Raw genomic sequence first — 25,175 nt, 5'->3', positions numbered from 1 at the left:
ATCCGTTTTGCGAAATATCAGGCGAACCAAGTCGTGCCGGGATATTGATGCGCTCGTGCGACCTCTTCATTGAGCTCAAGCCCAATACCGGGGCGGTCGGAGAGGGTGATTTTGCCGTTCTTGATGATCTCGCCACCGTCGGTGATCGTCGACCAATAGTCCCGGTGGAACCAGTGATACTCGAGCACGAGGAAGTTCGGCACGGTCGCGCACACATGGGCCGAGGCCATGGTGCCGATCGGCGACGAGACATTGTGGGGCGCGAAGGGGATGGAATAGAGGTCCGCCATTTCCGCGATTTTGCGACACTCCGAGAGCCCGCCGCATTTGGGAATATCGGGCATGATGATGTCGACCGCTTGCTGTTCGAGCAGTTTTCGGAAGCCGTGCCGGAGATAGAGGTTTTCGCCAGCGCAGATTGGGGTTGAGGTGCTGCGCGTGATTTCGGCCATGACGTCGATATTCTCGGGCGGCACTGGTTCTTCAAGCCACATGAGCTTGAGCGGTTCGAGATCGCGGGCGAGGCGAATGGCGCTGTGCTTGTCGAGGCGCGTGTGCAGATCGCACGCTACATCTACCGATGGGCCCGCTGCGGCGACGACCATATGGGCGAGCTCGACCATGCGCTCGTGCTCCCACTTATTGGGAGTCATGTTGAAGGCGTCTTTCTGGTACCAGCCGGTTTCGCTGCCCGTGTGCCCATAGGCGCGAATGTCGAGATCGACTTTGAGGGCAGAAAACCCTGCTTCGAGCACTTCATCGACCACGGCCTGCACTTCAGCCATATTCATGCCCGGAGAAACTTCACAATCGCAGTAAAGACGGATGTCGTCGCGGAACTTGCCTCCCAGCAGTTCATAAATTGGGACGTTGAGCGCTTTGCCTTTGAGATCCCATAGCGCGATTTCAATGCCCGTCAGGGCGGTGATGAGGGCGCCTGCGAACCCGCCCTCGAAAACGCGGCGGCGACGCAGGTCTTCAAACAATGCGTCGATGGCAAAGGGATCGCGCCCGATCAGCATTTCGGTGAGTTCATGCTGGATAATGGCGATGGCCTGATGCCCGCCATGAACGCATTCGCCGATACCGGTAATACCGGCGTCCGTTTCAATCTTCACCCATAGGTGCATGCAGTGGCCGGTGGTGGCCGCTGTTTTGACCGACGTGATTTTCATTGTTCCCCCTCTGCCGAAGGTGGGCTCCCTCGGCCACTCCTCGTCTTGTTATGGTGTGGATGTGCCCTTGCGACTGTTGGCAGACAGCGTGTTCTCCGCTTCTTCGCGGTCGTTGAACGCCTTCTTGCCCATCTGCAAATGCGATTGCAGGGCATATTGAAAATGGATGCGATCGCGCAGGGCGAGGCCGTCAATGACGCTGTCGTGCTGCTCAAAAGTGACGCCGGTGAAATCGCGGAGTTCCTTGGCGCGTTCCATAATCCGCAGCATCACCGGCTTCATGATGCGATAGACGTCGAGAACGGCGCGATTGTTGAGAATGGCGACCAGACGGAGGTGAAACTGAAAGTCCATCTCCGACGCCTGAACAATCGTGGCTGCATCACGCAGCTTGCCATTAATGTCGCGCAACTCGACAATATCGGTGGCGGTAATCCGGTCAAAGATGATGTCGACCGAGCTGATTTCGATCAATTGCCGTAGGCCCTGCACGTCAGAGAATGTCTGACGCGAAATATCGAGCGTGTTGAACGAAAACAGGTCCAGTGCGCGTTCCATGCGGTCATCGATGATGATCGCCCCGATCTTGGGTCGAACGGACACCATGCCGTAGGCCTTCATGATACGCATGGCCTCGCGCACAGTATTGCGGCTGGCTTGAAAGCGTTCGCACAGCTCGCGCTCCGTAGGCAGGCTATCGCCCACGGTCAGCCTGCCGTCTGTGATCAGTCCCCTGATGTTCTGAACCATCGCATCCACAGCGGACGGGATTGAGTTGCGAACAATAGTGTCGTTGAGCGACTGCCCATCAGACGACCGTGTTGTAGCGTCGCTCATCCTTTAACAGCCCCGACGGTGAGGCCTTCGGACAAGAAGCGTTGCGCATAGACGTAGAGAATTGCGACCGGCACGGCGGTCAATAAGGATGCTGCCATCAGCTTACCCCAAGGGAGAATATCGCCCACCACAAGCGACTGCAGGCCGATGGGAAGCGTGCGCAGAGATTCACTGGTGATGAAGACGAAGGCAAAGAGAAACTCGTTCCAAGCGTTGGTGAACGCAAACAAGGTGACGGAAAGGATCGCCGGAGCTGCCAGAGGAAGCGTAATGCGCCAGAAGATATAGAGACGACTTGCACCATCAATACGGGCCGCTTCTTCCAGTTCGACCGGGATGGACCGAAAGTAACCCATTAATACCCAAGTCGCGAAGGGCAAAAGGAAGGTAGGGTAAGTAATAATGAGCGCGATGTGTGAATTGATCACGCCAATGGTGGTGAGTGTCTGATACAGCGGGATGAACAGAAGCGTGCCGGGCAAAAGGTAGGTGATCAGCAGCAGCGTTGTCAGAAGCCCTGCGCCGCGGAAGCGCAGCCGTGAGAGGGCATAGGCGGCAAGGGACGCTAGCGCGACCGAAATCACCGTGCTGACAGCGGCAACGAAGACCGAGTTCAGCAGCCAGGTCAGGAAGGGCGTGTCGCCGACGAGTGAGCGATATTGCTCCAAGGTCGCTGGCTCTGGCCAAAAGATCGACCGACGCTCGCTGATTTGCGCCGTGGATTTGAGCGAGGTGGTGATGATCCAATAAAAGGGAAAGAGCACAAAGGCGAGGAGCGGCAAGAGGACGATCACCCGCGCTATGGGCCCCGCATTGGAGCGCGCCGATTTCCGGAAAATCGGCTGGACGGGTGAGCGGCCCGTCGCGACGCGCACCCGGCGGATCAACCATTCGATACCGGCAAAGGCCAGATTGATCGGCAGGAAGATCAGATCGATGAAGCCGGTGAACACCCGCGCTGCAATTTTCATGACACTGTGACCGGTGCCGCTGCGCTTTGCCGAGGCGCCATCGCGCTTATCGTCGTGGCGCATGAACCGCGCCAAGAGCCAAATCAGGATCGCCATCAAGGGCGCAACACTGAAGGCTATGGCGATGCCGGGGCCATATTGGAGCGAGCCCAAAGCTTTCTCATAGGCGAGGATCGAATAGAGCTTTGTCGCGCCGCCCGGTCCCCCCTGGGTCATCAGGAAGGGCAGGCCAAACTGATTGAAGGTCGAGATAAAGGACAAGAGCAGCGTTACGACGACGACATAGCGAAGGCTGGGCAGGGTGACGCTACGGAACCTTTGGACAGCATTGGCACCATCGACCTGGGCGGCCTCAATCTGCTCGCGGTCGACCGCCTTCAGCCCGGCTAAGAGCAAGAGGACAAAGAAGGGAATACCCTTCCACACATTGACCGAAATAATGCTGCCCATGGCCATGGTCGGATCCGACAGCCAACCCAGTGGCCGGTCGATTACGCCAACCCCTTGCAGGATCGGATTAAGCCCGCCGAACATCGGATCATAAATGCTTTTCCAGGCGAGTGCGGTGACGATCTCTGGAACAATCCACGGCAGCAGCATGATGCCGCTGAGCAGTGCGCGGAAGGGCAGGCGGCTATTGAGGATAAGCGCCACGGTCATGCCGATGACGAATTTCAGGCTGAGCGACCAGAAGGTGAATTGGATGGTGTTCTGCATCGCCTGCAGAAAATCGCTGCTGCTCCACAGGCGCTGGTAATTGCGCACGCCAACCTGGGTTGTCTCACCGGTTAGAAAGTTAAGCGAAGTGGTGCTGATGAAGATGGCGCTGACAAATGGCCAGAATATGAGCAAGGCCATGATGATCACGAGTGGAAGGATGAAGGCGTAACCAACCTTCCAGTCACGCCCCAAGAGCCCTTCGAGCTGCTTCTTGCTGGTCAGCTTTGGTCGGGGCAATTGTGTGGTCAGGCTCATACGGTCGTCCATAAAGGCGCTCCATCAGATCGCTATGGCGCAACGAGACCCTGGGTGGCAGGGCCTCGCCGCTCCGGGAAGAAAGGGAGACAGCGGCGACCCGATAGGACCGCCACTGATCGCTTGTGCTGGCTTAAAGGATGCCGCCTTCTTCGAAGATCTGGACGATCTTGTTGTGTCCGTCAGTCACGGCTTCTTGCGAGGTCATACGGCCGGAGATGACATTGCTCATGGCTTGTTCGAGCACGCCCTGAGCACGGATCGCGTCGATCTGTGCGGCAGGTTGGGCTGGCCAAGATGCGCCGATGTATGGATCCTTGACGCTGACCTGGCTCTTGATGATCTCAAAGTTCGGGTCAGAGGCAATAAGTTCTGGTGTCCAAAGGTTTTCATAGGCTGGCATGAAGAGGCCGCCTGCGACGGAAGACATTTGCGTGAAATTGGCCGGGTCGAGCAGGTCCAATGCAAGCTGCTTGGCCAAATCGACATTGGGCGCGCCCTTGAAGATGGTGAGCCACCCGCCCACTGCGCCGCCATCACGGCTACCGCCATCGTTGCCATTGGGCTGACGGAGAAGAACCGTGTTGGGGAACACCGGATTGTTGTCGCGCTTGGCGGCCGCATAGAGCGAGAAGGCGTTTGCGGTATAGCCAACACTGCCCGCCAGATAGGCTTCGTTGTTGGAAATATCGCCCCAGCTTTCTACGCCCGGCGGCAACATGGCCGCATATTTGCCGTTGCGATCATAGGTTTCGCGGACGAACTCGAACGCAGCCACGGTGTTCGGGTTGTCGAATTCAACCTTAGTGCCAGTGGCGTCGGTGAAGTGGCCGTTGAAGGCATTGAGAATTGCCGAGGCAACGCCCCAGCCGTCGCCGGACTGGTTGACGGTCAGGCCCCAACCATAAAAGCCATTGGCCGGATCGGAGATGGCCAGAGCCGCGTCGCGGCGCTTCCCCCACGTGTCCAGCGTGCGCCAATCAATGCCCTTTTCGAGCAATTTATCGTTGCGGAAGAAGGTGCCCGTTGAATTGGCGATGAACGGGACCGCAGCCCAGCGGCCGTCGACCTTGCCGTTCTGCTCTGCGTTGATCCCCGGCATAACATTGCCGTAGCGTTTTGTGGCTTCTTCCACCACGTCGGTGACGTCTTCGAGCAGCCCCAGAAGCTGCATTTGAGGCACCGAGATCGTGCTGGTGTAAGCCAGATCTGGCGGGTTTCCAGCACGTACGGCGGCCGACATTTTGCCTAAGAAGTCGCCGAAAGACTCCGGATTTGTGGTTGAAATGTCGAGTTGGGCACCGTTGGTGGTGGCAAATTTTGTCACGGTGTCGCGGAAAAGGTTTTGGGCCGCTTCGAAGTATTCTGTGCGGTGAATAACGGTGAGCTTGCCTGCTGCGCCTTCCGGCAGAGCTTGCTCAGCTTCCTGCGCCAGCAGCGGCATACCATTGCTTGCTGCCCATAGGCCTAGGCCTGCAGCACCACCATTTTTTAGCACGTCACGGCGATTGATCTTCTTAAAAGTCATTCGTCCTATTCCTCCTTTTGGACATGACTGCGCGCTCGCTGAGCCAGTAAAGGCGGCGATGAATACTGCGATGCGCTTTAACCTCCCGTGTGAAGACTCTCCTTGCCTTCACCTATCCGCGCCAAAAGCAGGCTTTTGTCCCATCAATAGGCCCGAATATGCACTATGACTGACGCAGGATGGGGTTTGAGTCAACATTTGTCCCACAAAAGACTTGATGCTTGGAAGTTCGCGCTTTAACAAATTGGCATTAGCTATGTTGTTCTTGCCGGTTTGAGGAGGCGGGCGTGAACAACTTGTCAGTTCTATTTAAAGAACAATTTGCCGTTCTTGGGCTGACAAAACCGCAAATCATCGTTCTGGGAGGACTAGATGGGTGCCGTAACGATCCGCAATGTTCGCAAGGCCTATGGCGCAGTCGAGGTGCTGCACGGCGTTTCCATCGATATTGAGGATGGCGAATTCGTCATTCTCGTCGGCCCGTCGGGGTGCGGAAAGTCGACACTGCTGCGCATGATTGCCGGGCTGGAAGACATCACTGGCGGCGACATTGAGATCGGCGGACAGCTGGTCAACGATCTGGAGCCCAAAGATCGCGATATCGCCATGGTGTTTCAGTCCTACGCGCTTTACCCGCATATGACGGTCGAGGAGAACATGGCGTTCTCGCTCAAACTGGGCCGTGTCCCCAAAGATGAAATCCGCCGTCGCGTGCTCAATGCCGCGCAGATTTTAGGGCTCCAAGATTATCTCGAGCGCTATCCGCGACACTTGTCAGGTGGGCAGCGCCAGCGCGTTGCGATGGGCCGGGCGATTGTCCGAAACCCCAAGGTTTTTCTATTCGACGAGCCTTTAAGCAATCTCGATGCAAAGCTGCGCGTGCAGATGCGCAGCGAGATCAAGCTGAACCATCAGCGCCTTAAGACCACTACCATCTATGTGACGCATGATCAGATTGAAGCCATGACCATGGCCAATCGGATTGTGGTCATGCATTCGGGCAATATCGAGCAGATCGGCACGCCACTGGAGCTCTATGATCGTCCGGCAAACCTGTTCGTCGCCAGCTTCATTGGCTCACCCGCCATGAACATAATTTCGGGCGCGTTGGATGGCACCAGTTTCATCTTCCCGGACGGCAAAAGAGTTGACCTCGGTGCCTTGCCGAGTGGCGTGGTAAATGGACCAATCAGCCTTGGTGTTCGACCCGAGCATTTTACCCTCGATCCCCAAGGGGTTCAGGCCGAGGTCGTGCTCATTGAGCCGACTGGATCGGAAACGCAGGTGACGCTGCGCCTCGGGGGCAAGGATATTGTCGGGGTGTTCCGCGAGCGCATCGAGGCGCAACCCGGCCAGTCCATTGGTATCAGTTTCCAGCGTGAGCTGGCGCATCTGTTTGCGGCTGAAGACGGCCGCCGTATTGAACGCTAGAAAACTCAGCGTTCGCGCCTCGGCGCGAAAAAGGTATCCCGGCTCAATGGGGCAGAGCCGGGATGACTGGTTTACAGCCAGATATTCTGGATCACGTCCCAGCCCATACGGAGGGCCGTGAGGGTCAGAAAGGCTGCAAAAGAGTAGGACAGCGTTTTGCGGGGAATGCTGTGCGCCAGCTTTGCACCATAGGGAGCCACCAGCATGGTGAGCGGGATCAAAGCCACCAGTGCGATCAGGTTCAGATAGCCGATAGATCCTGCTGGCAGGCCTTCAGCGCCAAAACCGGTGATGATGTAACCAATGGTGCCAGGGATGGCGATGACGAAGCCCAGAGCGGATGCCGTGCCGACAGCCTTGCGGATATCGTAACCGAAGGTTGTAAGGATCGGAACGCTCAGCGTGCCGCCACCAATGCCCATCAGCGACGAAATCAGACCGACAACGGTGCCGAATGCGGCTTTGAGAGCCGGATGCGGGAAGTCGGTTGCGACAGCCGGGCTGTTGGCGCGCAGCGTCATATTGATCGCCACGAGCAGTGCCACAACGGCGAAGATCGCCGTGAGCACAATGCCCGAAACATAGGCGGAGAAGATCGCGCCAGCGATCACGCCAATCACAATCGGCAGGGACCAAGACTTGATCAGATCGAAGTCAACGGCACCCTTTTTGTAGTGAGAGCGCGCTGAGGAGAGCGAGGTGAAAATGATCGTGGTGAGCGAAGTCGCCACCGCAATCTTCATACGCAGGCCCTCATCGATCCCGAGGCCGCCCAGAACGAAATAGAGCACTGGGACAATGATGATACCACCACCGACGCCCAAAAGGCCGGCAACGAGCCCGCCCATGAGCCCGGCAAAGATCATCGCGACGACAAAGAGCCCGTAATCTGCGAAAAATTCCATGGTGGTGCTTAGCCTTCCAGAGCTTCGAGCAGGGCGATGCCGAGTTCGGCGTCACCCGCTTCCACTGCCTTGACTGCATTGCGCAGCGCTCGCAGCCAAGGGGTTGGGACGCCAAGCTGTTCGCCAATCTCGATAACTGGCAGAACTTGGAAATCAACTTCCGTCGGACGCTTGAAGGTCGCTAGATCGCGCCACACGCCAGTGCGGCGATTGTCATGGGAGTTCCAATAGCGCGTCTGGGCGTCCCAGGAGGCCTGCATCTCGGCTTCAGTGCCGCCAGCGCGGAACGCCTTTGGATCAAACCCATCGCTGTTTTCGATGCGAATGCCCTTGGCGTCAGCAACGGCCGTGACTTCCGCGCAGATCTTGGCCAGAACCGCGCGCGCCTTTGGACGTTGGTAAACGTCAACGACGTCCATATCGGCGATTGCAGTGCCGAAGTAGACCGCGCCAAGTGCCATTTTGGCCCAGAGATAGCCAAAAATATTGTCGGTGATATCGACCTTATGAACCGGCGCGAGCAATTCGCCCAGTTCCTTGATCCGGTCAGTGATCTGGCCGTCAACTTCGCCAATCTTGAAGCTGCCGCTGCCACCGTTCTTGATGTGACCCGGTTCGACAAAGAAGCCACCAAAGGTCAGGTACCCACCGATGGTGCGGTCCGCGCCAACAGCGTCGGCGACGCGGTATTCTTCAAGCCCGTTCTGCAGCGAGACAACGCAGCCGTCCGCCGCGAGAACGCGCTTGACCATGTCGAGCGTGCTTGCCGTGTGCGGAGCCTTAACGGCCAGCAGAATGATATCGTAGGTGCCAGAGACGTCCTCCGGCAGTATGATGTTTGCGGGCACACTCACGTCGCGCACGCCGCTCAGACGCAGCCCATTGGCACGCACCGCCGCCACATGGGCCGCGTTCGCGTCAACGAGATCAACAGTGTGACCTTGTTCGATCAGATGCACGCCAGCGATGGCGCCGATAGCGCCAGCGCCGACAACGAGAATAGACTGACCCATTTAGCGCAACTGACGCGAGAAGGGCATGTGGGTGCGGCCGGTGTGCGTGCCCCCGGTGACTTCGAGGATCGCACCTGTGGTCCAGGACGAGCGGTCCGAGGTCAGGAAAGCTGCCGCTTCCGCAACGTCGATTGCCGCGCCGGTCCGGCCGATTGGCGTGCCTTCGAGGGTCAGGTTGACATATGGGTGCAGGCTATCGTCGGTTTCGGTGACGATATTGTCGAGGATCAGGCCCGGAGCAACGGCATTGACGCGGATGCCATATTGGCCCAGCTCGATGGCGAAGATGTGGGTGAGCAGTTCAACCGCAGCCTTCGAGCCGCTGTAATGCGCGCCACCGGCACGACCCGAGCGCGCCGCGCCCGAGGAGATGTTGATGATGGAACCCTTGACGCCGGCGTCGATCCACTTGCGGGACAGCGCCTGACAGGTGAGCATGGTGCCACGCGTGTTGACGTTGAACACGCTGTCCCATTCTTCAACGGTCACATCGAGCATGGAGCAGTTTGGGAAAATACCATGCGCATTGGCCAAGAGGTCTGGCAGGCCGGCGAAAGCTTCTGCTTCCGCCACCATGCGCTGAACTTCGTCAAACTGCGACTGGTCGCCCTGTACGGCGAACACTTTGCCGGGGTAGGTTTCAGCGATTTCTGCGGCAACAGCCTTCACGCGACCACCATCGAGGTCGGCCATGACCACAATGGCGCCTTCGCGAAGGTAAACTTCGGTGATCGCACGGCCCAAGCGACCTGCAGCGCCGGTAACCAGCGCGATTTTGTTTTCAAGAAGCATTTTTGAGATCAGTTCTGCTTGCAGTCGAGTTCGGCCGAAGCCTGTTCGAGAATTTCGATGGCCTGTTTCAGGCCCCACGCCACGCGATTGCGGGCACGCGATGCGCCAACGGTTAGGAACTTGAACGCGTCGGTACCGGCCTCAACCTGCGCCATGTCGCGAAGCGGACGGAGCGACGGATAGATCGGCGTCATGATCGCCGCATCTTGCTCAAAGCGGTCCGCCTCGCTGTAGTCGAGGATGACCAATTGGCGAGAAACACCGATCAGCGCCGCGTTTGCTCTGGCGTAGCCGGCTTCGTCCGAGAGAGTGGCAAGGCGTGCATTGAATGCCGTCGCGATTTCGGTCAGGCGGTTAGCGCGCTCTATCAGCACCGACATGTCGAACTTGCCAACAATGCCTGCCTGGATAGCGTTCAGCTCTTCAGAGAGATAACGACCGTGTTCGGCCCAATCGAGCGGCAGAACCTTGTCGGCGAGGAGGCGCCAGACCGTGTGGAAGTAAATCTTGGTGTCGCGCACCAAAATCTCTTCGTCCATCTTGTCGAGCAAATCATCGGGCGTGTGCCACCACCAACCGGTGCCAGCACCCTTGCGGTTGCCGCCGCCGAAAACGGCTGCCGATGCGTTCGCATCCGCGCCAGCTGGCTGTTCGCTCATATTGCCGTAAATGGCCGAAACGCCGATGCCCCAGAAGGACTGGTCGCCAGCGCGGGCCATGCGGCGATTGGAGAACTCTTGCTGAGCCTGGTCCCAGATCGATTCAACGGCCAATGCACGCAGTTCTGCCGCAGCAGTCGTGTCGGTCACGATGATGTTGCCCTTACCGCCAGTCGAGTCGACGTTGACGTGCACAAGCGCGCGCTTTTCCAACTCTTCCCAATGCTCTTCAGCGTACCAGGTGGAGCCGGAGTAGCGACCCTGCGAGTGGCCAGACCAGAAGACGATGCGCAGGCCACGCTGCCACAGATCGCGGCGCTCAGCGGCAACACGACCAACTTCCATCATGGTGGCATTGGCGCCGCCATTGTCCATCACGCCATAGTACCAAGTGTCGTGGTGGCCGGTGAAGAAGACGAATGGCTCTTCGTCATCGCCCGTCGCGCTTGGCAGGTCGGCCACCAGAATGGGGGTCTTGCGCCAGCGGGTATCGACGTCCGCGTGCAATGTGACCTGGTAGTCTGGGTTTTCAGCCAGCTTCGCCCGGATCGCCGTGCCGTTTTCGAGCGGCGTGCTGACGACAACGGTCTGTGGCAGATTGCCGACAGTTTGCTCGGTCGGGCTGCCCCAAACCGGTGAAATGCACATTTCGTGCGTGTGCTCGTGTGGGCTGACATGGAGCTGGCCAAGTGCGCCAGCTTCAGTCGCGCGCTGTGAAACGACAGCGCCTGCAACGCCATCAACGATGACGATCTTGCCGCGAACGTCCTTGCCAGCGAATTCAGCCGCAGAGCCCGAACCCACATCGACGAGACCCGCCGTAATCCCTTCAGCAGGCGAGGACTGCGAGAAGGAGTGGGTGATGCAACGGTGTTCACCGTCTGGGGTGACGATGCGCGCCTTTTGAGGAAGGCTGATATAGGCGTCGTGCAGGATGAGATCGGTCTTAAAACCGTAAGAGTTCATCTGCGCTTGGATATAGGCCAAGCTCTTGAGCTCTTCATCGATGCCGGATTCTTTCCGCCACTTTGAGAACTCGACGAGGTGTTCCCACATCAATGGGCCGTTGATGGAATTGAGCAGATCTTGGGGGACGATCGCCTTCATTCTGATGCCTCCTTCGCCTGCAGCGACGCAAGCGGAATAGTTTTATTGCGCATGATCAGGCTCAGGATCGCGACGATGATAATCGCGAACAAAATCAAGAGACTGGACAGCGCAGCAATGGTTGGGTCCTGCCATTTCTGCAGGTAGAGGAACATTTCAATCGGCAGGGTGTTGGCGCCCGCGCGAACGAGGAACAGCGTTGTTTCCACCTGGTCGAACGAGGTCATGAAAGCAAACAGCGCCGAGACCACCATGCTCACCGAAATCTGCGGCATCACCACCTTTGTGAAAGCGCGGACTGGCTTGGCGCCCAGATCCATTGCCGCTTCCTGCAGCGACCAATCGAAATTGGCGAGCGAGGCGGTGATGACGGTCACGATGAAGGGCAGAACCACAACGACGTGCACGAACAGCAGGCTGGCGTAATTGCCAAACATGCCGATGCGAACAACGAACATGAACGCAGCAACGCCCAAAACGATGTTCGGCAGAACGATCGGCGAGAGCAGGAAGGCACGGATCAGGTTTGCCAGCTTGGGCTGGTAGCGGACGATGGCATAGGACGCCATGGTGCCAATGACCATCGCAATCGCTGTCGCCAACAGCGCGAGCATCACACTGCGACCTGCAGCGAGATAGAACGTGTCCTGTGCGAACAGGTTTTCATACCAGCGGGTCGAATAGCCCTCAGGCGGGAAGACGTTGTGCGCCACGCTCGAAAACGAGTTGAGGATCACAATCGCCAGCGGCGCGAGCACGTAGAACACGCCCATCACCGCGAACAGGCCCAGCAGCAAATAACGATAATGGGGGATAGTTTTATCAGACATCACTATACCTCACTAAAGCGCAGCAAGCGGTTGGAGATCATCACGGTGATCATAGCCAAGCCGAGCAGTGCGATGCCGCCAACAGCCGCAAGTGGCCAGTTGATTTCGGTGGTCGCGGTGTAGACCTGCAGCGGCAGGATCAGGATGCGGCCGCCACCCAAAATCTGTGGCGTCACGAAAGCGCCAAGCGCCAGGGTAAAGGCGATTTGCGCACCAGAAACCAGGCCGGGCAGGGTGAGGGGGAAGGTCACGCGACGGAATGTGGTCCACCAACCGGCACCAAGGTCCATTGCGGCTTCGCGCAGGTTGGGGTCGATACGCTGCATCACCGAGAAGATCGGGAAGACAACGAACGGCAGGAACACATGCGTCAAGCTGATGACGACGCCGGTCAGATTGAAGACGAGGCGGACCGGCTCAGGGAACTGCAGGATCTGCTGCAAGAACCAGTTAATCGGGCCCTGATCGGCCAGCAACACGGTCCAGCCATAGGTGCGCACGACGACCGAAACGAGGATCGGCGAGAAGATGATCACAGCGAACCACTTCTGCATCCACGGCTTTTGCATGCGCCAGAGCGCATAGGCCAGCGGATAGCCAATCACGATCGACACAAAGGTCGTCACTGAGGCCATCTTGAGCGTGTCGAGAATGACCATGTGGTAATAGGAGTCCGTGAAGAACTCGATATAGGTGTCGAAGCTGAAATCCTCAATCAGGCGACCCCGCTCAAAGCGGTAGAAGCTGTACTGAAAGAAGGTCAGCAGCGGCATTACGAAGGCGCCGAGCATCACGGTCATAACCGGTGACAGCAGGAGCCAAGGCATGATGCGACGGGTGAACGGCGGCTTTGCTGGTGTTATCGCCAGCTTGCCCGAGGTGTTGGAGACGGCATCAGTCATCGCCGAAAAGCGTCGTTGCCGCCCCCTCCCAGCCAAGGGCCACGATGGTCCCAACCGCAGGGGCAGCGCTGGTACCATCGTGGTGGAGTTCGACCGTTAGGTCGATTGGGGTGTTCTGAATTTGAACCGTGACGAGGATCGAAGAGCCTGAGAACACGGTCTGTTTGACGAGGCCCGAGAGGCGCACCTGCGCGTTGGCAGCAGCATCGCCAACGCGGACGCGCTCGTGACGGACGGACACGACACCGGTCTTGCCATTGCCGATCTGGCCGATTGGCGTGGCAAAGCTGGCTTCGCCGACACGGACCATCGCGGTTTGGCCGGAGACTTCGAGGATTTCGACCGGCAGCAAATTGGTGTTGCCAATGAAGCTGGCGACGAACCGGGTCGAAGGGCGGTCGTAGATTTCTTGGGGCGAAGCAAGCTGGTCGATTTTGCCCTTGTTCATCACGGCGATCTGGTCGGACATGGTCAATGCCTCGCCCTGATCATGGGTTACGTAGATGAAGGTGGTACCGACTTCTTGCTGGATGCGCTTGAGCTCCATCTGCATTTGCAGACGCAGCTTCAGATCGAGCGCGCCGAGCGGCTCGTCGAGCAGCAGAACCTCAGGCTTGTTGACCAGTGCGCGGGCAAGGGCCACACGCTGCATCTGGCCACCCGAAAGCTGGCGTGGCTTGCGTTCTGCCATCGGCAAAAGGCTAACCATTTCAAGTGCATCGGCGACGCGCTTACGAATTTCGTTGCGCTCGAGCTTTGCCACTTCCAAGCCGAAGGCGACGTTCTGAGCGACGGTCATATGGGGGAACAGCGCCCAGCGCTGGAACACCATATTGGTGGGGCGCGAGTAAGCTGCAACATTGTGCATGTCTTTGCCCGCAATACGGATCTGGCCGCTATCTGGCCATTCGAACCCGCTCATCATGCGCAAAGTTGTTGTCTTCCCGCAGCCGGAGGGGCCGAGAAGGGAGAAGAAGCTACCCTTGGGCACAGAAAACGAGATGTCGTCTACCGCAAGATAGTCAGCGAAAACTTTGCTGACATTTTGGAACTCGACGTCAAAATTCATTTGTAACTCGCTTGGAATGCACGGCAAACATGCGGAGGGGCGCAGAGCGCCCCTCTCATGATCAACGCATGTTAACCTTGACTTCACGATCCCAGCGCTGACGCCAATCAGGCGTCACTTCGCCGATGTGGCCGTAGTCAAACACAATGGATTCCTCAGCCAGGCTGAGCTGCAGCATCGGGTTGGTCTTCTGCTTTTCGGTAAGAACAGCATTGGACACAACCGGGATGGACGAGGTCAGATCGCCGTAGCGGCCAGCGTTTTCAGCTTCGAGCAGCGAGTTGATCAGCGACGCGCAGACGGCCTTTTCAGCTTCGTCCGAACCGTCAACGATAGCGAGGTAGCTCGGGAACGCGATCGCGCCTTCCTTTGGAACTGCGAAGGCAAATGGGCCACCTTCTTCGATCCATACGTTGGAGATCGAGGAGAACCATGGCGCAGCCCAGGCGTCGCCGCTCACCAGCAGGTTCTTCACAGCGTCGTTGGAATCAACCAGCGCGCGGAAGTTCTTGGCGTTTTCGGCCCAGACCTTGAAGCCCGGATCGATATTGAATTCGTCACCGCCGTTGAGCTTTGCAGCAACAGCCATCATGCGGGTGTCGTAGTCGAACATGGTCACGCGGCCTTCATAGGCCTCGCTCCAAAGGTCGGCCCACGAGGTCGGTGGGGTTGGAACCGCATCCTTGTTGTAGAGGATGCCGACAGCGTTCATCTGGTAGCCAACACCGCGATCTTCAGCGCGACGGAAGTTTTCCATGACGTTGGTGAGGTTTGGAACAGAGGCAACGTCGAGAACATCCCACATGCCCTCTGCGTCGCCCTTAGTGATGGCGTCAGCATTGAAGAAGCCGCAGTGAACCAGCGGATTGTCCGGGGTGGTGCGGCGTGCCGCGACCATCTGCGGGTAGGTGATCGCGTTGTTCGATTCCAGAATGTTGATGGTCACATTCGGGTTCGCGGCGCGATAGGCCTCGATAATTTCAGTAGGGACAACGCCCTGGTTCGAACCAGCCCAGATGAAGAAGGTAATTTCAGTCTTGTCTTGGGCAAATACGGCGGGAGCGACGGCTACGCCGCCAAGGAGTGCTGCCGTCAGCGCTGCAATACGTATCATACTTAGTCTCCGTATGGGGACGTGTACTCACGTCTCCCGACCCTTTTGAATGCGCGGCGCGTGGGGCACGCACTGCGCATCTCGTATAAATACGATACGAAAATTGCGCATAGTCAAGAATGAGTTTGCAGAATGATGCGAAATGCGTAATTTTATTGCAGGGAGGATGCGGGATGCAAAAAGTGGTTTTGGATCAGCTTGATCAAGACATCATCGCCTTGCTGGCGAAAGATGGTCGGGTTTCATTTCGTGAAATCGCGCGACAGTTAAACGTCTCGGAGGGGACGGTGCGGTTGCGATTCACGCGCCTGCAAGACGAAAACCTTATTCGCGTGACCCTGGTGGGTAGTCCTATTGCTTTGGGCGTTGGGGTGTCAGCGATGACATTGCTGCGGGTAAAGCCCGGACACACGCGCGAGACAGCCGAAATTCTGGGTCAGCAAAGCAATGTTCGCTTTGTTGGTCTCTCCTTTGGCCCAGCCGATGTGATGATACAATCCCTCCATAAGGATGTGGCAGATCTCCATCGGTTCGTGTCGGAAGTGGTGCCCAAGGTTGCCCCTGCAGTGACCAGCACCGACACCTTCCAAATTGCTGAGGTCACCAAGAGCTCCTGGACCTGGGGCGATTGGTTTGAATACCTCGAGTCCGATCAGGACTAGTTCTGAACTTCAACTTCTCAAGGCTTTGTCTGTTGTCTCCAACCCAACCGAGTTTCGTTTCGCGTCCTGAAATTGTTGGTAGCTTCGGGGTGGTCTCGTCCACGCACTGGATCGCCAGCGCCGTGGCAATGTCCATTCTTGAGCGTGGCGGCAACGCGTTTGATGCTGCGGTTGCCGGTGGTCTTACCCTGCAAGCTGTTGAGCCGCATTTGAATGGCCCGGCGGGTGAAGTTCCGATTGTCTTTTACAATGCGCGCACCGAGCAGACTGAAGTTTTGTGCGGGCAGGGGGTAGCACCCGGCGCAGCGACGCCAGAGCGTTTTACCGATCTTGGTCTTGACCTTATTCCCGGCTCCGGCCTTCTTGCTGCCGTTGTTCCCGGCGCATTCGACGCTTGGCTGGTGATGCTGCGCGATCATGGCACCATGCGTCTGCGCGATGTGTTCGAGCCGCTTATTCACTATGCCCGCAATGGCATTCCTGTTTTGCCGCGCATCAATTCAGCTGTGGCCGGGATGCGGACCGTCTTTGAGAACCATTGGCATGGTTCGCGCGATGTCTACCTCAAGAATGGTGATCTGCCGCCAGTGGGCACTATGCACCGCAATCCGGTCATGGCCGACACGTATGAGCGCATTCTGTCTGAGGCCGACGCTGTCGGCGGCGATCGTGATCGCCAGATCGAGGCCGCGCGTCGCGCTTGGTACAAGGGCTTTGTCGCTGAGGCGATGGATCGCTTCAGCCAATCCGGCGATGTCCTCGATGTCGACGGCGTCCCGCACAAGGGTCTTCTCACCGCCGACGATATGGGGCGTTGGGAAGCCAGCTACGAAAAGCCACTGTCGCTAAAGTTCCGGGACTTTGAAGTCTTTAAGCCTGGCCCATGGAGCCAGGGGCCGGTCATGCTGCAGCAATTGTCGCTGCTCGATGGTTTTGCCCTCGAAGACATGGACCCATCAGGGGATGAATACATCCACCTGATCCTCGAGGCCGGCAAGCTCGCCTTCGCCGACCGCGAGGCCGCTTATGGCGACCCGAAATTCAGCGATGTTCCGATGGAACACCTGCTCTCCAAATCATACTCCGAAGAGCGCCGCCGCCTGATGGGCGAGACAGCTTCGCAGGATTTGCAGCCCGGTATTGAAACCGACGCTGCTTGGGAGGCGCATCTCGCCGCCATTCACACACGCGAGACCAAGGCCGCGGCGGGCGCAGGCGAACCCACTGTTGCTCCGGTCCTCGGCGTTGGTGAGCCAACAGTCGCTCTGCCACCAGCCGAGCGTGGCGACACCTGCCACATCTGTGTCGTGGATCGTCATGGCAATATGGTTTCTGCGACCCCAAGCGGCGGTTGGCTGCAGAGCTCGCCGGTCATTCCGGAGCTGGGCTTCCCGCTCAACTCGCGCGCTCAAATGTTCTGGCTCCAGCCCGGTCTGCCGAGCACGATTGCGCCCTATAAGCGCCCGCGCACAACACTGTCGGCTTCGCTCGCCCATCGTGATGGCAAGCCGTATATGGCTTGGGGCACGCCGGGCGGTGATCAGCAAGATCAGTGGTCGTTGCAACTCTTCCTCCGCCACGCGGTCTCGGGGCTCAACCTGCAGCAGTCCATCGAAGCGCCTAACTGGCACACGGATCACTTCCCAAGCTCGTTCTGGCCACGCGCCGCTAAGCCCAACACCGTCGTTGTCGATGGTCAGATGCCGGAAGCCACTGTCACCAAATTGCGTGAACGCGGTCACGACGTGGTTGTTGGTCCTGTCTGGTCCGAAGGTCGCCTCTGTGCGGTCTCGCAAAAGGACGGCATCCTCAAGGGCGGTGCAGACCCACGCACCTCCCAGGGCTATGCCATCGGCCGCTGATGAAAGATTTTTCCGACATGAGCACCTCAATTGTCGCCAGCTATTCCAGCGTCGGTTCTGCCGCTGAGGTGCTTTCTTTCTCCGAGCAAGTCCGCCCAACGCCTCAAAAGGGTGAGGTGGTCGTCCGCATCCACGCCTCCGGCATCAATCCGTCAGACGTCAAAAAGCGGTCTGGTTGGGGCAGCACAATGCCTCCTGCTCAGCCCATTGTCCCACACAGCGATGGCGCGGGTGTGGTCGAATGCGTCGGTGCCGGTGTCCCAGAGCATTGGGTCGGTCGCCGCGTCTGGGTGTTTAACGCACAGGGCGCCGCCTCCTATGGTGGTTCGGGCCCGGAAGCAGGCACTGCTGCCACCTACAGCTGCCTGCCGCTGTCCCATGTCGTGCCTCTGCCCGATAATGTCTCGTTTGAGGTTGGAGCTTGCCTCGGCATTCCCGCCCGTACCGCGCATTACGTCACCTTCTGCGATGGTCCGGTCGCCGGCAAAACACTCCTCGTGCAAGGCGGGGCTGGGGCCGTTGGTGAGCTGGCCGTTCAGTTCGCCGTAGCCGCTGGCGCGACCGTCATCACGACAGTCTCTTCGCCAGAAAAAGCCGAGGTCGCACGTGCGGCTGGAGCCCACCACATCATCAACCGCAAGACCGAAGATGTGGTGAAGTGCGTTCGCAGCATCGCCCCGCAAGGCGTTGATCGCATTATTGAAGTTGATTTCGGCGCGAACGCTGCCATTGACGCTGCCGTGCTGAAACTCGGCGGTCAGATTGCCAGCTATTCCTCGCCATCCGACCGTACCCCGGCCATCCCTTACTATCCGCTACAGTTCACCAATGCCCATATTCGGCTCGCGCCGATCTTTATGATTTCGGAGGGCGACAGTCTGCGTGGGCTTGCGGACATCAACTTTGCGCTCTCGATGGGGCAGCTTCGTCCAACCATCGCTGCGACCTTCGCCCTCCGCGAAATTGCCGATGCGCATGAAGCCGTAGAAGCCCCAAAGCAGCCGGGCAATGTGGTGTGCCTCGTCTGAGACACACCGGGGGTGTGGACTAGACCCGCGTGAATTTTTGCGCTGACACCGGCGTCTGCGGATATTCGGTTGGCTCAGCGGTCGCGAAAATCTTCATCACAATGTCTTCGCCCTCGACCACCTTGCCAAAGGCAGCGAAGCCCTGACCATCCGGGTTGCGTCGGCCACCAAAGTCCAGCTCTGGCTGATCGCCAATGCAGATAAAGAACTCCGATGTCGCCGTGCCCGGGTCAAGGCGCGCCATCGACACCGTCATGTGCTGATGCTTTATTCCTGTCACAGAGGTCGGCTCATGGGCGATGGGTGGGAAGATTTGCGGCTGGTCATCCTTGGGATCGATGCCCATCTGGACGACTTCGATTTTCGGGTCACGCTCCGGCGCTTGGTTGCCCAGCGTTACAACCCGATAGGCGCGCGCCGTGTCGAGGTGCCCGCCGTCGACATAGGCGAGGAAATTCTCTGTCGTGATCGGAGCCCGTTCCGGCTCTAGGCCTAGGGTGAAATTGCCCAGCTCGGTTTCGACGCGGACCATAATCATATGCGATGACTTTCAAGAGAATGGGTGCCCCCGCCGAAAGAGCGGCGAGGGCATTGAGCACTTATTCAGCGATGGTGGCGTCGCGGAAGTACGGCACGTTCAGCGACGAACGCCAGAAGCCGGACACCTGCGGGCTCATCATCATGTAATTGTAACGATGATATTGCGGCAGGATGGCGTGGTCGTTCATCAGGATCGCCTCAGCCGCACGCATATGGTCGCGTGACGTGGCTTCATCGGTTGCCTGCTTTGCCGCTTCGATCTCAGCGTCATATTCGGCATTCGACCAGTTGTTGAGGTTGTTGGCCGAACCGGTGACAAAATTGTCGAGGAAGGTCATTGGGTGCGGATAGTCAGCGCCCCAGCCCATCTGTGCGATCTGGTATTCGACCTTCTGCACTTCTGGATAGAACACCTGCCATTCGGTGGCCTGGATCTCGACGTCGATGTTGAGATTTTCCTTCCACATCTGCTGAATAGCTTCGAGCAGCTTTTCGATTGGTGGGGAGGTGTAGGTCACAAAGACGGTCGAAGGGAAGCCTTCGCCATTCGGATAGCCAGCCTCAGCAAGGGCGGCCTTCGCGCCTTCAACGTCTGCCGTTTCCGAAAGACCAAAATTGTCGCGGCCTTCGGTATAGTCTTCGCCGCCAAGGCTCATGCCGGGTGGTACGAGGCCTAGCGCTGGCGTGTCAGCCGACTGCAGCACGAATTCGATGATTTCCGAGCGGTCGATGGCCATGGAGAGGGCCTTACGCACGTTCAGATTGTCGAGTGGTGCTTGGTTCGGGTTGAAGAACGCATAGGTGGTGCCCAGCGCCGGAACGACCATGAAGGCGTCCGATTCAACCGACAGGCGTGGAATTTCTGGCGATGGCACAGCTTCGATGCCGTCAACGTCGCCAGCTTCCATAGCGGCAAGCGCGGTTGCTGGGTCTGGGATCAGGCGGAATGTGAGCTTATCGAGGCTGACAGCGTCGGCGTCGTAATAGTTCGGGTTCTTCTCAAAGACGACGGACTCGCCCTGATTGAACGCGGTCACGCGGAATGGGCCGGTGCCGATAAAGGTCGCCGGGTTGCGGGTCCAGCCTTCAGGGTCAGCCGAAACAACGTCCTCACGCACCGGGTAGAATGCCGGGTAGTTCAGGAGCTGCATCATATAGGGGACGCGCTGCTTGAGCGTGAAGGTGAGGGTCTTGTCGTCTGGAGCCGAGACTGCAATTGCGCCAGCGTCGCCACCGTTATAAGCCTCTTCAGCGCCAACGATGTGGTAGAGCATCTGCGAGTTCATCGCGCCGGAGGCTGGGTCGAGCACGCGCTTCCACGCATAGACGAAGTCCGAAGCCTTTACCGCCTCGCCGTCCGACCACTTGGCGTCGCGCAGCTTGAAGGTATAGGTGAGGCCGTCCTCAGAAATTTCCCAGGTTTCGGCCAGTGCCGGAATGACTTCGCCTTCTGGGCTGTAGCGGATCAGGCCTTCAAAGGTGTTGCCGATGATCGGTGCTGCGAAGGTTTCCGCAGTGGTACCGGGATCGTATTTGGCGCTTTCGTTGTTGACCACATAGGTCAATTCCCCAGCAGCGAAGACTCCCCCAGTCGTCGCCAGCAGCGCTGCCGTTATCATCGGCAGAAGCATCTTGTTCATGACGTTCTCTCCTGTTGTGAGGTCGCAAAGACCTCGTTTGGCCTGTCCGCCAATTCCTTGGCGAAATGGCAGGCGGAGACATGGCCTCCGCCAATATCAACCAATGGCGGCTCGATCCTCGCGCACAGCTCGGTGGCGAGCGGGCAGCGGGTGCGGAAGCGGCAGCCAGTGGGAATGTCGAGTGGGCTCGGAATTTCGCCCTGCATCGGCTCAACCTTGCGGGTCACTGATGGGTCCGGCACGGGAATGGCCGAGAGCAGCGCCCGCGTATAAGGGTGCGACGGGCGATGATAGAGATCAGCGCTCGGCGCTAATTCAACAATCTTGCCCAGATACATAACCCCGATGCGGTCCGAGATGTGGCGCACCATCGAGAGGTCATGGGTGATGAAAAGATAGGTCAGCCCGAGTTCGTCTTGCAGGTCCTCAAGCATGTTGACCACCTGCGCCTGAACGGAAACGTCCAGCGCCGAGATCGGCTCGTCGCAAATGACGAGATCCGGCTCAAGCGCGATAGCGCGGGCAATGCCGATACGCTGGCGCTGACCGCCCGAGAATTCATGGGCAAAGCGCGCATCGGCGTCGGTAGGCAGGCCAACACGGTCCAACAGTTTGCTGACCTTAGCCCTTCGTTCAGCCGGCGTGCCGACCCCCGCGATTTCCAGCGGTTCGGCAATCAGCTCGCCAACGCTCATCCTCGGATTAAGGCTGGCATAGGGGTCTTGGAAAATCATCTGCACGCGACGCCGGAACTTTGCCAACCGACGCTCTGGCAATGCGCCCACGTCCTGGCCGTCAAAGATCAGACTGCCAGAGGTCGGCTCATGCAGACGGATCACCGTCCGAGCCAATGTGGATTTTCCGCAACCGGATTCGCCGACTAGGCCGAGGGTTTCGCCCTTCATCAAATCCAAGTCTACGCCGTCTACCGCGCGCAGGATTGGGGCCTGTGTGAATGGTGGAGCCGGGAGATGAAAATGCTTCTTGAGATTGCGCAGCGAGAGGAGAGGCTGGGTCATGCGACCACCTCATGCAGTCCTGCGACCTTGGGTGCCTCGGGGTGCTGGATCCAGCACCGGGATTGATGGCTGTCGCCAAACAGCGGGGGCAGGGCCGCGACGCATTGGGTCATGGCGTGGGGGCAGCGTGGTGCGAAGGGGCAGCCGGGCGGCGGAGCGAGCATATTGGGTGGGCTGCCTGGAATTGGCGTCAAACGCTGGTGGCTATCATCGCGCAGGTCCGGAACCGCGCCGATTAGGCCGAGGGTGTAAGGGTGTGCTGGAGCCGCAAACAGGTCCCGAACATTGGCGGTTTCCATCACCATGCCGCCGTAGAGGACCAGCACCCGGTCGCACACTTCTGCAATGACACCGAGATCATGCGTGATCAGAATAACGGACATGCCCAAACGCGTTTGCAGGTCTTTCAACAGCGACAAAATCTGCCGCTGGATAGTCACGTCCAAAGCCGTTGTTGGCTCATCGGCGATCAGCAGTTTCGGGTCGCAGGCCAGCGCCATAGCGATCATCACGCGCTGACGCATTCCGCCTGAAAACTCATGCGGATAAGACTTGAGCCGAGTGGCCGCCGAAGGGATGCGCACCAATTCAAAGAGTTCGATTGCGCGTGCCCGGGCCTCGGCGCGGGTCGCCTTTCGATGGCGCAGAATGGTTTCCATCACCTGCTCACCCACGCTGAGTGTGGGGTTGAGCGAGGTCATAGGGTCTTGGAAAATAACGCTGACCCGGTCGCCGCGAATATCGGCCAGCTCTGCTTCGTCGAGTTTGAGCAGGTCTTGGCCCTCAAAATGGGCCGAGCCCGATTTGATCCGGCCACCGGCCTTGAGCAGTTTTAACACCGACATGCAGGTAATCGACTTGCCCGAGCCGCTCTCGCCGACAAAGCCGAGCATTTCTCCCGGGCGCACGTCAAAGCTGACGCCACGCACTGCTTGCACCTCGCCACGGCGGGTAAAGAACGATGTGGTCAGGTCTTTGACTGATAAAATGGGCTGGGTCATGCGCTCAACCTCGGGTCGAGTGCATCGCGCATTCCATCGCCAAGGAAGTTGAAGGCGAACATCGTCAGCGAAATGGCAGCTGCTGGGAAGAACAATTGGTGCGGATAGGCGCGCAAGGTTTCGACAGCTTCCGATGTCAGCGAACCCCAAGAAGCCAATGGCGGCGTCACGCCAAGGCCAATAAAACTCATGAAGCTTTCAATGAAAATGGCCGACGGGATCAGCATGGTCAGCGTGACAATGATTGGCCCCAGCGCATTGGGGAGCAGGTGGCGCGTCAAAATCCGCGCCGGAGACGCGCCCATGGTGCGGGCCGCCGCCACATAGTCGAGGCTTTTGAGCGAGAGGATTTGGCCCCGCACAATGCGCGCCATGTCCACCCAGAACACTGAACCAATCGCGATAATGATCGACAGCAGACCGGAGTTGAACACCACCATCAGCAGGACAACATAGAGCGTCAGCGGGATGGTCGAGATGATTTCGACAATACGCATCATCACGGCGTCGACCTTGCCACCGACATAACCGGCTATGCCGCCGTAAAAGACGCCGATGAAGAAATTCACCAGCGTCGCCACAAAGGCCACGGTCAGCGAGATCTGCGCGCCATAAAGCTGGCGCACGAGAATATCGCGACCAAGCTGATCCGTGCCAAAGAGATAGGTGCGGTTCCAGCTCCAGCCGGATGGTCTTAGCTCCGCGCCATCTTCAAGCAGAATGCGGGCAGGGAGCTTGCTATAATCAAGCGTAATGGGCTGGCCGCCGATTTCGAAGGCCTGCTGCTTCTTGATCATGTCGCGCCGTTCGCCCCGCACAAGGCCCAGCACAAACCCACTCTCATCGACCTCATAGATGTTGAAGTTCGATGCGTTGAGGAACACGCGCGCAGTTTCGCCTTCGGCATTGGTCAGCGTATAGGTTTCAAAAGCGGGCGGAATATTCGCGAGCTTGAGGTCCTGCTTGTAATAGGTGTGTGGCGACAGCATCGGGCCAAAAAATGCGGCCAAGACCAAAGCGATGATGAAGACGATACTGGCGACGGCGAGCTTGTTGGAGAGCAGGCGGCGGCGCACTTCCTGACCATAGGTCGGCGCGGGTGGTTGAACCGGCGCGGCCAGCGCTTCCGGCGGAAGCTTGGCCCACATATCGGGAGAAATCTCGGTCATGCTTTGGCCTTGCTCAACTTGATGCGTGGGTCGAGCCAAACGTAGAGCAGGTCGACAATGAGGATCATGACCATCAGAATGGCAGCGTAGAAAATGGTAATGCCCATGATCGCCGTGTAATCGCGATTGGTAATCGAGAGCACGAACTGGCGACCGATGCCGGGCAGGGCAAAAATCTGCTCGATGACGAAAGAGCCGGTGATCAGATTGGCGACAACTGGCCCGAGCACAGTGACGACAGGCAGCAACGAATTGCGCAAACCGTGCTTGATCAGGATTTGACCTGGTCGCAGGCCTTTGGCGCGCGCCGTGGTCATATAGTCCTGTTCAAGCGTCTCCAGCAGCGACGAGCGCGTCAGCCGCGAGACAAAAGAAATCCAAAAGCCCGATAGCGCGAAGACCGGCAGGATGTAGCCGCGCCAGTCATCCAGACCAAAGGTCGGGACCCAGCCTAGGCGCAGCGCAAAGACATAAAGCGATACCGTGGCAATCACATAAGAGGGAATGGCAACGCCGAGCGTGGCGATGAACATTACCGTCGTGTCCGGCCAGCGATTGCGGTTCAGCGCCGCAACAATCCCCAGTGGCACACCCAATGCTACAACACAGATAACGGCCAAGAGGCCCGTCTGCAGCGTGACCGGCAGGCCCGATGCAATCATCGTGTTCACGGAAACGCCGGGGTATTTAAACGAGGGTCCGAAATCGAGCCGCAGCATTCCCCCGAGGTAGTTGAAATATTGCTGCCAGATCGGCTGGTCGAGGCCATATTTGGCATTCAGCGCAGCGGCAATTTCCGGCGCAAGCATCTTCTCAGAAACGAACGGACCACCTGGAACGGAATGCATGAGGAAGAAAGTCAAAGTTATAATGGCCCAAAGCGTGAGCGCCATCATGCCCAGACGTTGCAATATATACGACTGCATTGGTCGTCTGTTCCAATTCA

At 58.3% G+C, this 25,175-nt stretch carries 22 protein-coding genes; 4 read left to right on the top strand and 18 right to left on the bottom strand.

From position 1 onward, the window contains the following. Positions 1 to 17 precede the first annotated feature (17 nt). From H4N61_RS08600 to H4N61_RS08585, 4 genes are all read right to left on the bottom strand, one after another. Positions 18 to 1,175: a mandelate racemase/muconate lactonizing enzyme family protein gene (locus H4N61_RS08600; RefSeq protein WP_169193807.1), complete on the bottom strand. Its 1,158-nt coding sequence runs from the start codon at positions 1,173 to 1,175 to the stop codon at positions 18 to 20. Between the two features lie 48 nt (positions 1,176 to 1,223). Then, positions 1,224 to 2,012, bottom strand: coding sequence for a GntR family transcriptional regulator (locus tag H4N61_RS08595; RefSeq protein ID WP_169193808.1), 789 nt, complete (start codon positions 2,010 to 2,012; stop codon positions 1,224 to 1,226). Next, entirely contained in the window at positions 2,009 to 3,970 is a 1,962-nt protein-coding gene (locus tag H4N61_RS08590) for an ABC transporter permease subunit (RefSeq protein WP_182395784.1), read from the bottom strand. Before H4N61_RS08590 ends, H4N61_RS08595 begins: the two co-directional genes overlap by 4 nt. Before the next feature lie 121 nt (positions 3,971 to 4,091). After that, positions 4,092 to 5,486 (bottom strand): extracellular solute-binding protein, encoded by a 1,395-nt coding sequence (locus tag H4N61_RS08585; RefSeq protein WP_169193810.1) that lies wholly within the window; start codon positions 5,484 to 5,486, stop codon positions 4,092 to 4,094. A gap of 372 nt (positions 5,487 to 5,858) precedes the next feature. On the opposite strand from H4N61_RS08585, the gene ugpC reads away from it, so the two are divergent. Continuing rightward, entirely contained in the window at positions 5,859 to 6,917 is a 1,059-nt protein-coding gene (gene ugpC / locus H4N61_RS08580; RefSeq protein ID WP_169193811.1) for a sn-glycerol-3-phosphate ABC transporter ATP-binding protein UgpC, read from the top strand. A 71-nt stretch (positions 6,918 to 6,988) separates the two neighbouring features. Here the strand turns inward: ugpC and H4N61_RS08575 are convergent, their stop codons facing one another. The 8 genes from H4N61_RS08575 to H4N61_RS08540 form a co-directional block, all read right to left on the bottom strand. Further along, positions 6,989 to 7,822 (bottom strand): sulfite exporter TauE/SafE family protein, encoded by an 834-nt coding sequence (locus H4N61_RS08575; protein ID WP_169193812.1) that lies wholly within the window; start codon positions 7,820 to 7,822, stop codon positions 6,989 to 6,991. Positions 7,823 to 7,830: 8 nt separating this feature from the next. After that, the gene (locus tag H4N61_RS08570) at positions 7,831 to 8,835 is read right to left on the bottom strand and encodes a 2-dehydropantoate 2-reductase (RefSeq protein WP_182395782.1); all 1,005 of its coding nucleotides are present in this window, start codon (positions 8,833 to 8,835) and stop codon (positions 7,831 to 7,833) included. Further along, positions 8,836 to 9,627: an SDR family oxidoreductase gene (locus tag H4N61_RS08565; protein ID WP_182395781.1), complete on the bottom strand. Its 792-nt coding sequence runs from the start codon at positions 9,625 to 9,627 to the stop codon at positions 8,836 to 8,838. An 8-nt stretch (positions 9,628 to 9,635) separates the two neighbouring features. Beyond that, a complete protein-coding gene (locus H4N61_RS08560) occupies positions 9,636 to 11,393 on the bottom strand; it encodes a M28 family peptidase (RefSeq protein ID WP_182395779.1) in 1,758 nt (585 codons plus the stop codon). Further along, on the bottom strand, positions 11,390 to 12,223 hold the full coding sequence (locus tag H4N61_RS08555) for an ABC transporter permease (protein WP_182395777.1): 834 nt from the start codon (positions 12,221 to 12,223) through the stop codon (positions 11,390 to 11,392). Before H4N61_RS08555 ends, H4N61_RS08560 begins: the two co-directional genes overlap by 4 nt. Positions 12,224 to 12,225: 2 nt before the next feature. Next, a complete protein-coding gene (locus tag H4N61_RS08550; RefSeq protein ID WP_169193817.1) occupies positions 12,226 to 13,125 on the bottom strand; it encodes an ABC transporter permease in 900 nt (299 codons plus the stop codon). Beyond that, on the bottom strand, positions 13,118 to 14,194 hold the full coding sequence (locus H4N61_RS08545) for an ABC transporter ATP-binding protein (protein WP_169193818.1): 1,077 nt from the start codon (positions 14,192 to 14,194) through the stop codon (positions 13,118 to 13,120). The genes H4N61_RS08550 and H4N61_RS08545 overlap by 8 nt, the downstream gene beginning before the upstream one ends. 61 nt (positions 14,195 to 14,255) lie before the next feature. Then, complete coding sequence (locus H4N61_RS08540; RefSeq protein WP_169193819.1) at positions 14,256 to 15,308, bottom strand: extracellular solute-binding protein; 1,053 nt, start codon at positions 15,306 to 15,308, stop codon at positions 14,256 to 14,258. A gap of 173 nt (positions 15,309 to 15,481) precedes the next feature. On the opposite strand from H4N61_RS08540, the gene H4N61_RS08535 reads away from it, so the two are divergent. From H4N61_RS08535 to H4N61_RS08525, 3 genes are all read left to right on the top strand, one after another. Beyond that, positions 15,482 to 15,970 carry an Lrp/AsnC family transcriptional regulator gene (locus H4N61_RS08535; protein ID WP_169193820.1) on the top strand — a complete coding sequence of 163 codons (489 nt, stop codon included), beginning with the start codon at positions 15,482 to 15,484 and terminating at the stop codon, positions 15,968 to 15,970. A gap of 128 nt (positions 15,971 to 16,098) precedes the next feature. Beyond that, the gene (locus tag H4N61_RS08530; RefSeq protein ID WP_182395989.1) at positions 16,099 to 17,832 is read left to right on the top strand and encodes a gamma-glutamyltransferase family protein; all 1,734 of its coding nucleotides are present in this window, start codon (positions 16,099 to 16,101) and stop codon (positions 17,830 to 17,832) included. A gap of 17 nt (positions 17,833 to 17,849) precedes the next feature. Next, positions 17,850 to 18,860: an NADPH:quinone reductase gene (locus H4N61_RS08525; protein WP_182395775.1), complete on the top strand. Its 1,011-nt coding sequence runs from the start codon at positions 17,850 to 17,852 to the stop codon at positions 18,858 to 18,860. Positions 18,861 to 18,879: 19 nt separating this feature from the next. Here the strand turns inward: H4N61_RS08525 and H4N61_RS08520 are convergent, their stop codons facing one another. The 6 genes from H4N61_RS08520 to H4N61_RS08495 form a co-directional block, all read right to left on the bottom strand. Then, positions 18,880 to 19,398: a peptidylprolyl isomerase gene (locus tag H4N61_RS08520; RefSeq protein WP_169193822.1), complete on the bottom strand. Its 519-nt coding sequence runs from the start codon at positions 19,396 to 19,398 to the stop codon at positions 18,880 to 18,882. Between the two features lie 61 nt (positions 19,399 to 19,459). Then, positions 19,460 to 21,040: a peptide ABC transporter substrate-binding protein gene (locus H4N61_RS08515; RefSeq protein WP_169193823.1), complete on the bottom strand. Its 1,581-nt coding sequence runs from the start codon at positions 21,038 to 21,040 to the stop codon at positions 19,460 to 19,462. Beyond that, positions 21,037 to 22,059, bottom strand: a complete 1,023-nt coding sequence (locus tag H4N61_RS08510; protein ID WP_182395774.1) for an oligopeptide/dipeptide ABC transporter ATP-binding protein — start codon at positions 22,057 to 22,059, stop codon at positions 21,037 to 21,039. Before H4N61_RS08510 ends, H4N61_RS08515 begins: the two co-directional genes overlap by 4 nt. Beyond that, positions 22,056 to 23,060: an ABC transporter ATP-binding protein gene (locus tag H4N61_RS08505; protein WP_169193825.1), complete on the bottom strand. Its 1,005-nt coding sequence runs from the start codon at positions 23,058 to 23,060 to the stop codon at positions 22,056 to 22,058. The genes H4N61_RS08510 and H4N61_RS08505 overlap by 4 nt, the downstream gene beginning before the upstream one ends. Beyond that, positions 23,057 to 24,229, bottom strand: coding sequence for an ABC transporter permease (locus H4N61_RS08500; protein WP_199368479.1), 1,173 nt, complete (start codon positions 24,227 to 24,229; stop codon positions 23,057 to 23,059). The genes H4N61_RS08505 and H4N61_RS08500 overlap by 4 nt, the downstream gene beginning before the upstream one ends. Further along, complete coding sequence (locus H4N61_RS08495; protein WP_182395772.1) at positions 24,226 to 25,155, bottom strand: ABC transporter permease; 930 nt, start codon at positions 25,153 to 25,155, stop codon at positions 24,226 to 24,228. The genes H4N61_RS08500 and H4N61_RS08495 overlap by 4 nt, the downstream gene beginning before the upstream one ends. Between the last annotated feature and the right edge of the window lie 20 nt (positions 25,156 to 25,175).

Source organism: Devosia sp. MC521 (genome assembly GCF_014127105.1).
In the GTDB taxonomy this organism is placed as follows: domain Bacteria; phylum Pseudomonadota; class Alphaproteobacteria; order Rhizobiales; family Devosiaceae; genus Devosia.
This window is presented reverse-complemented; position numbering and strand designations above follow the sequence as displayed.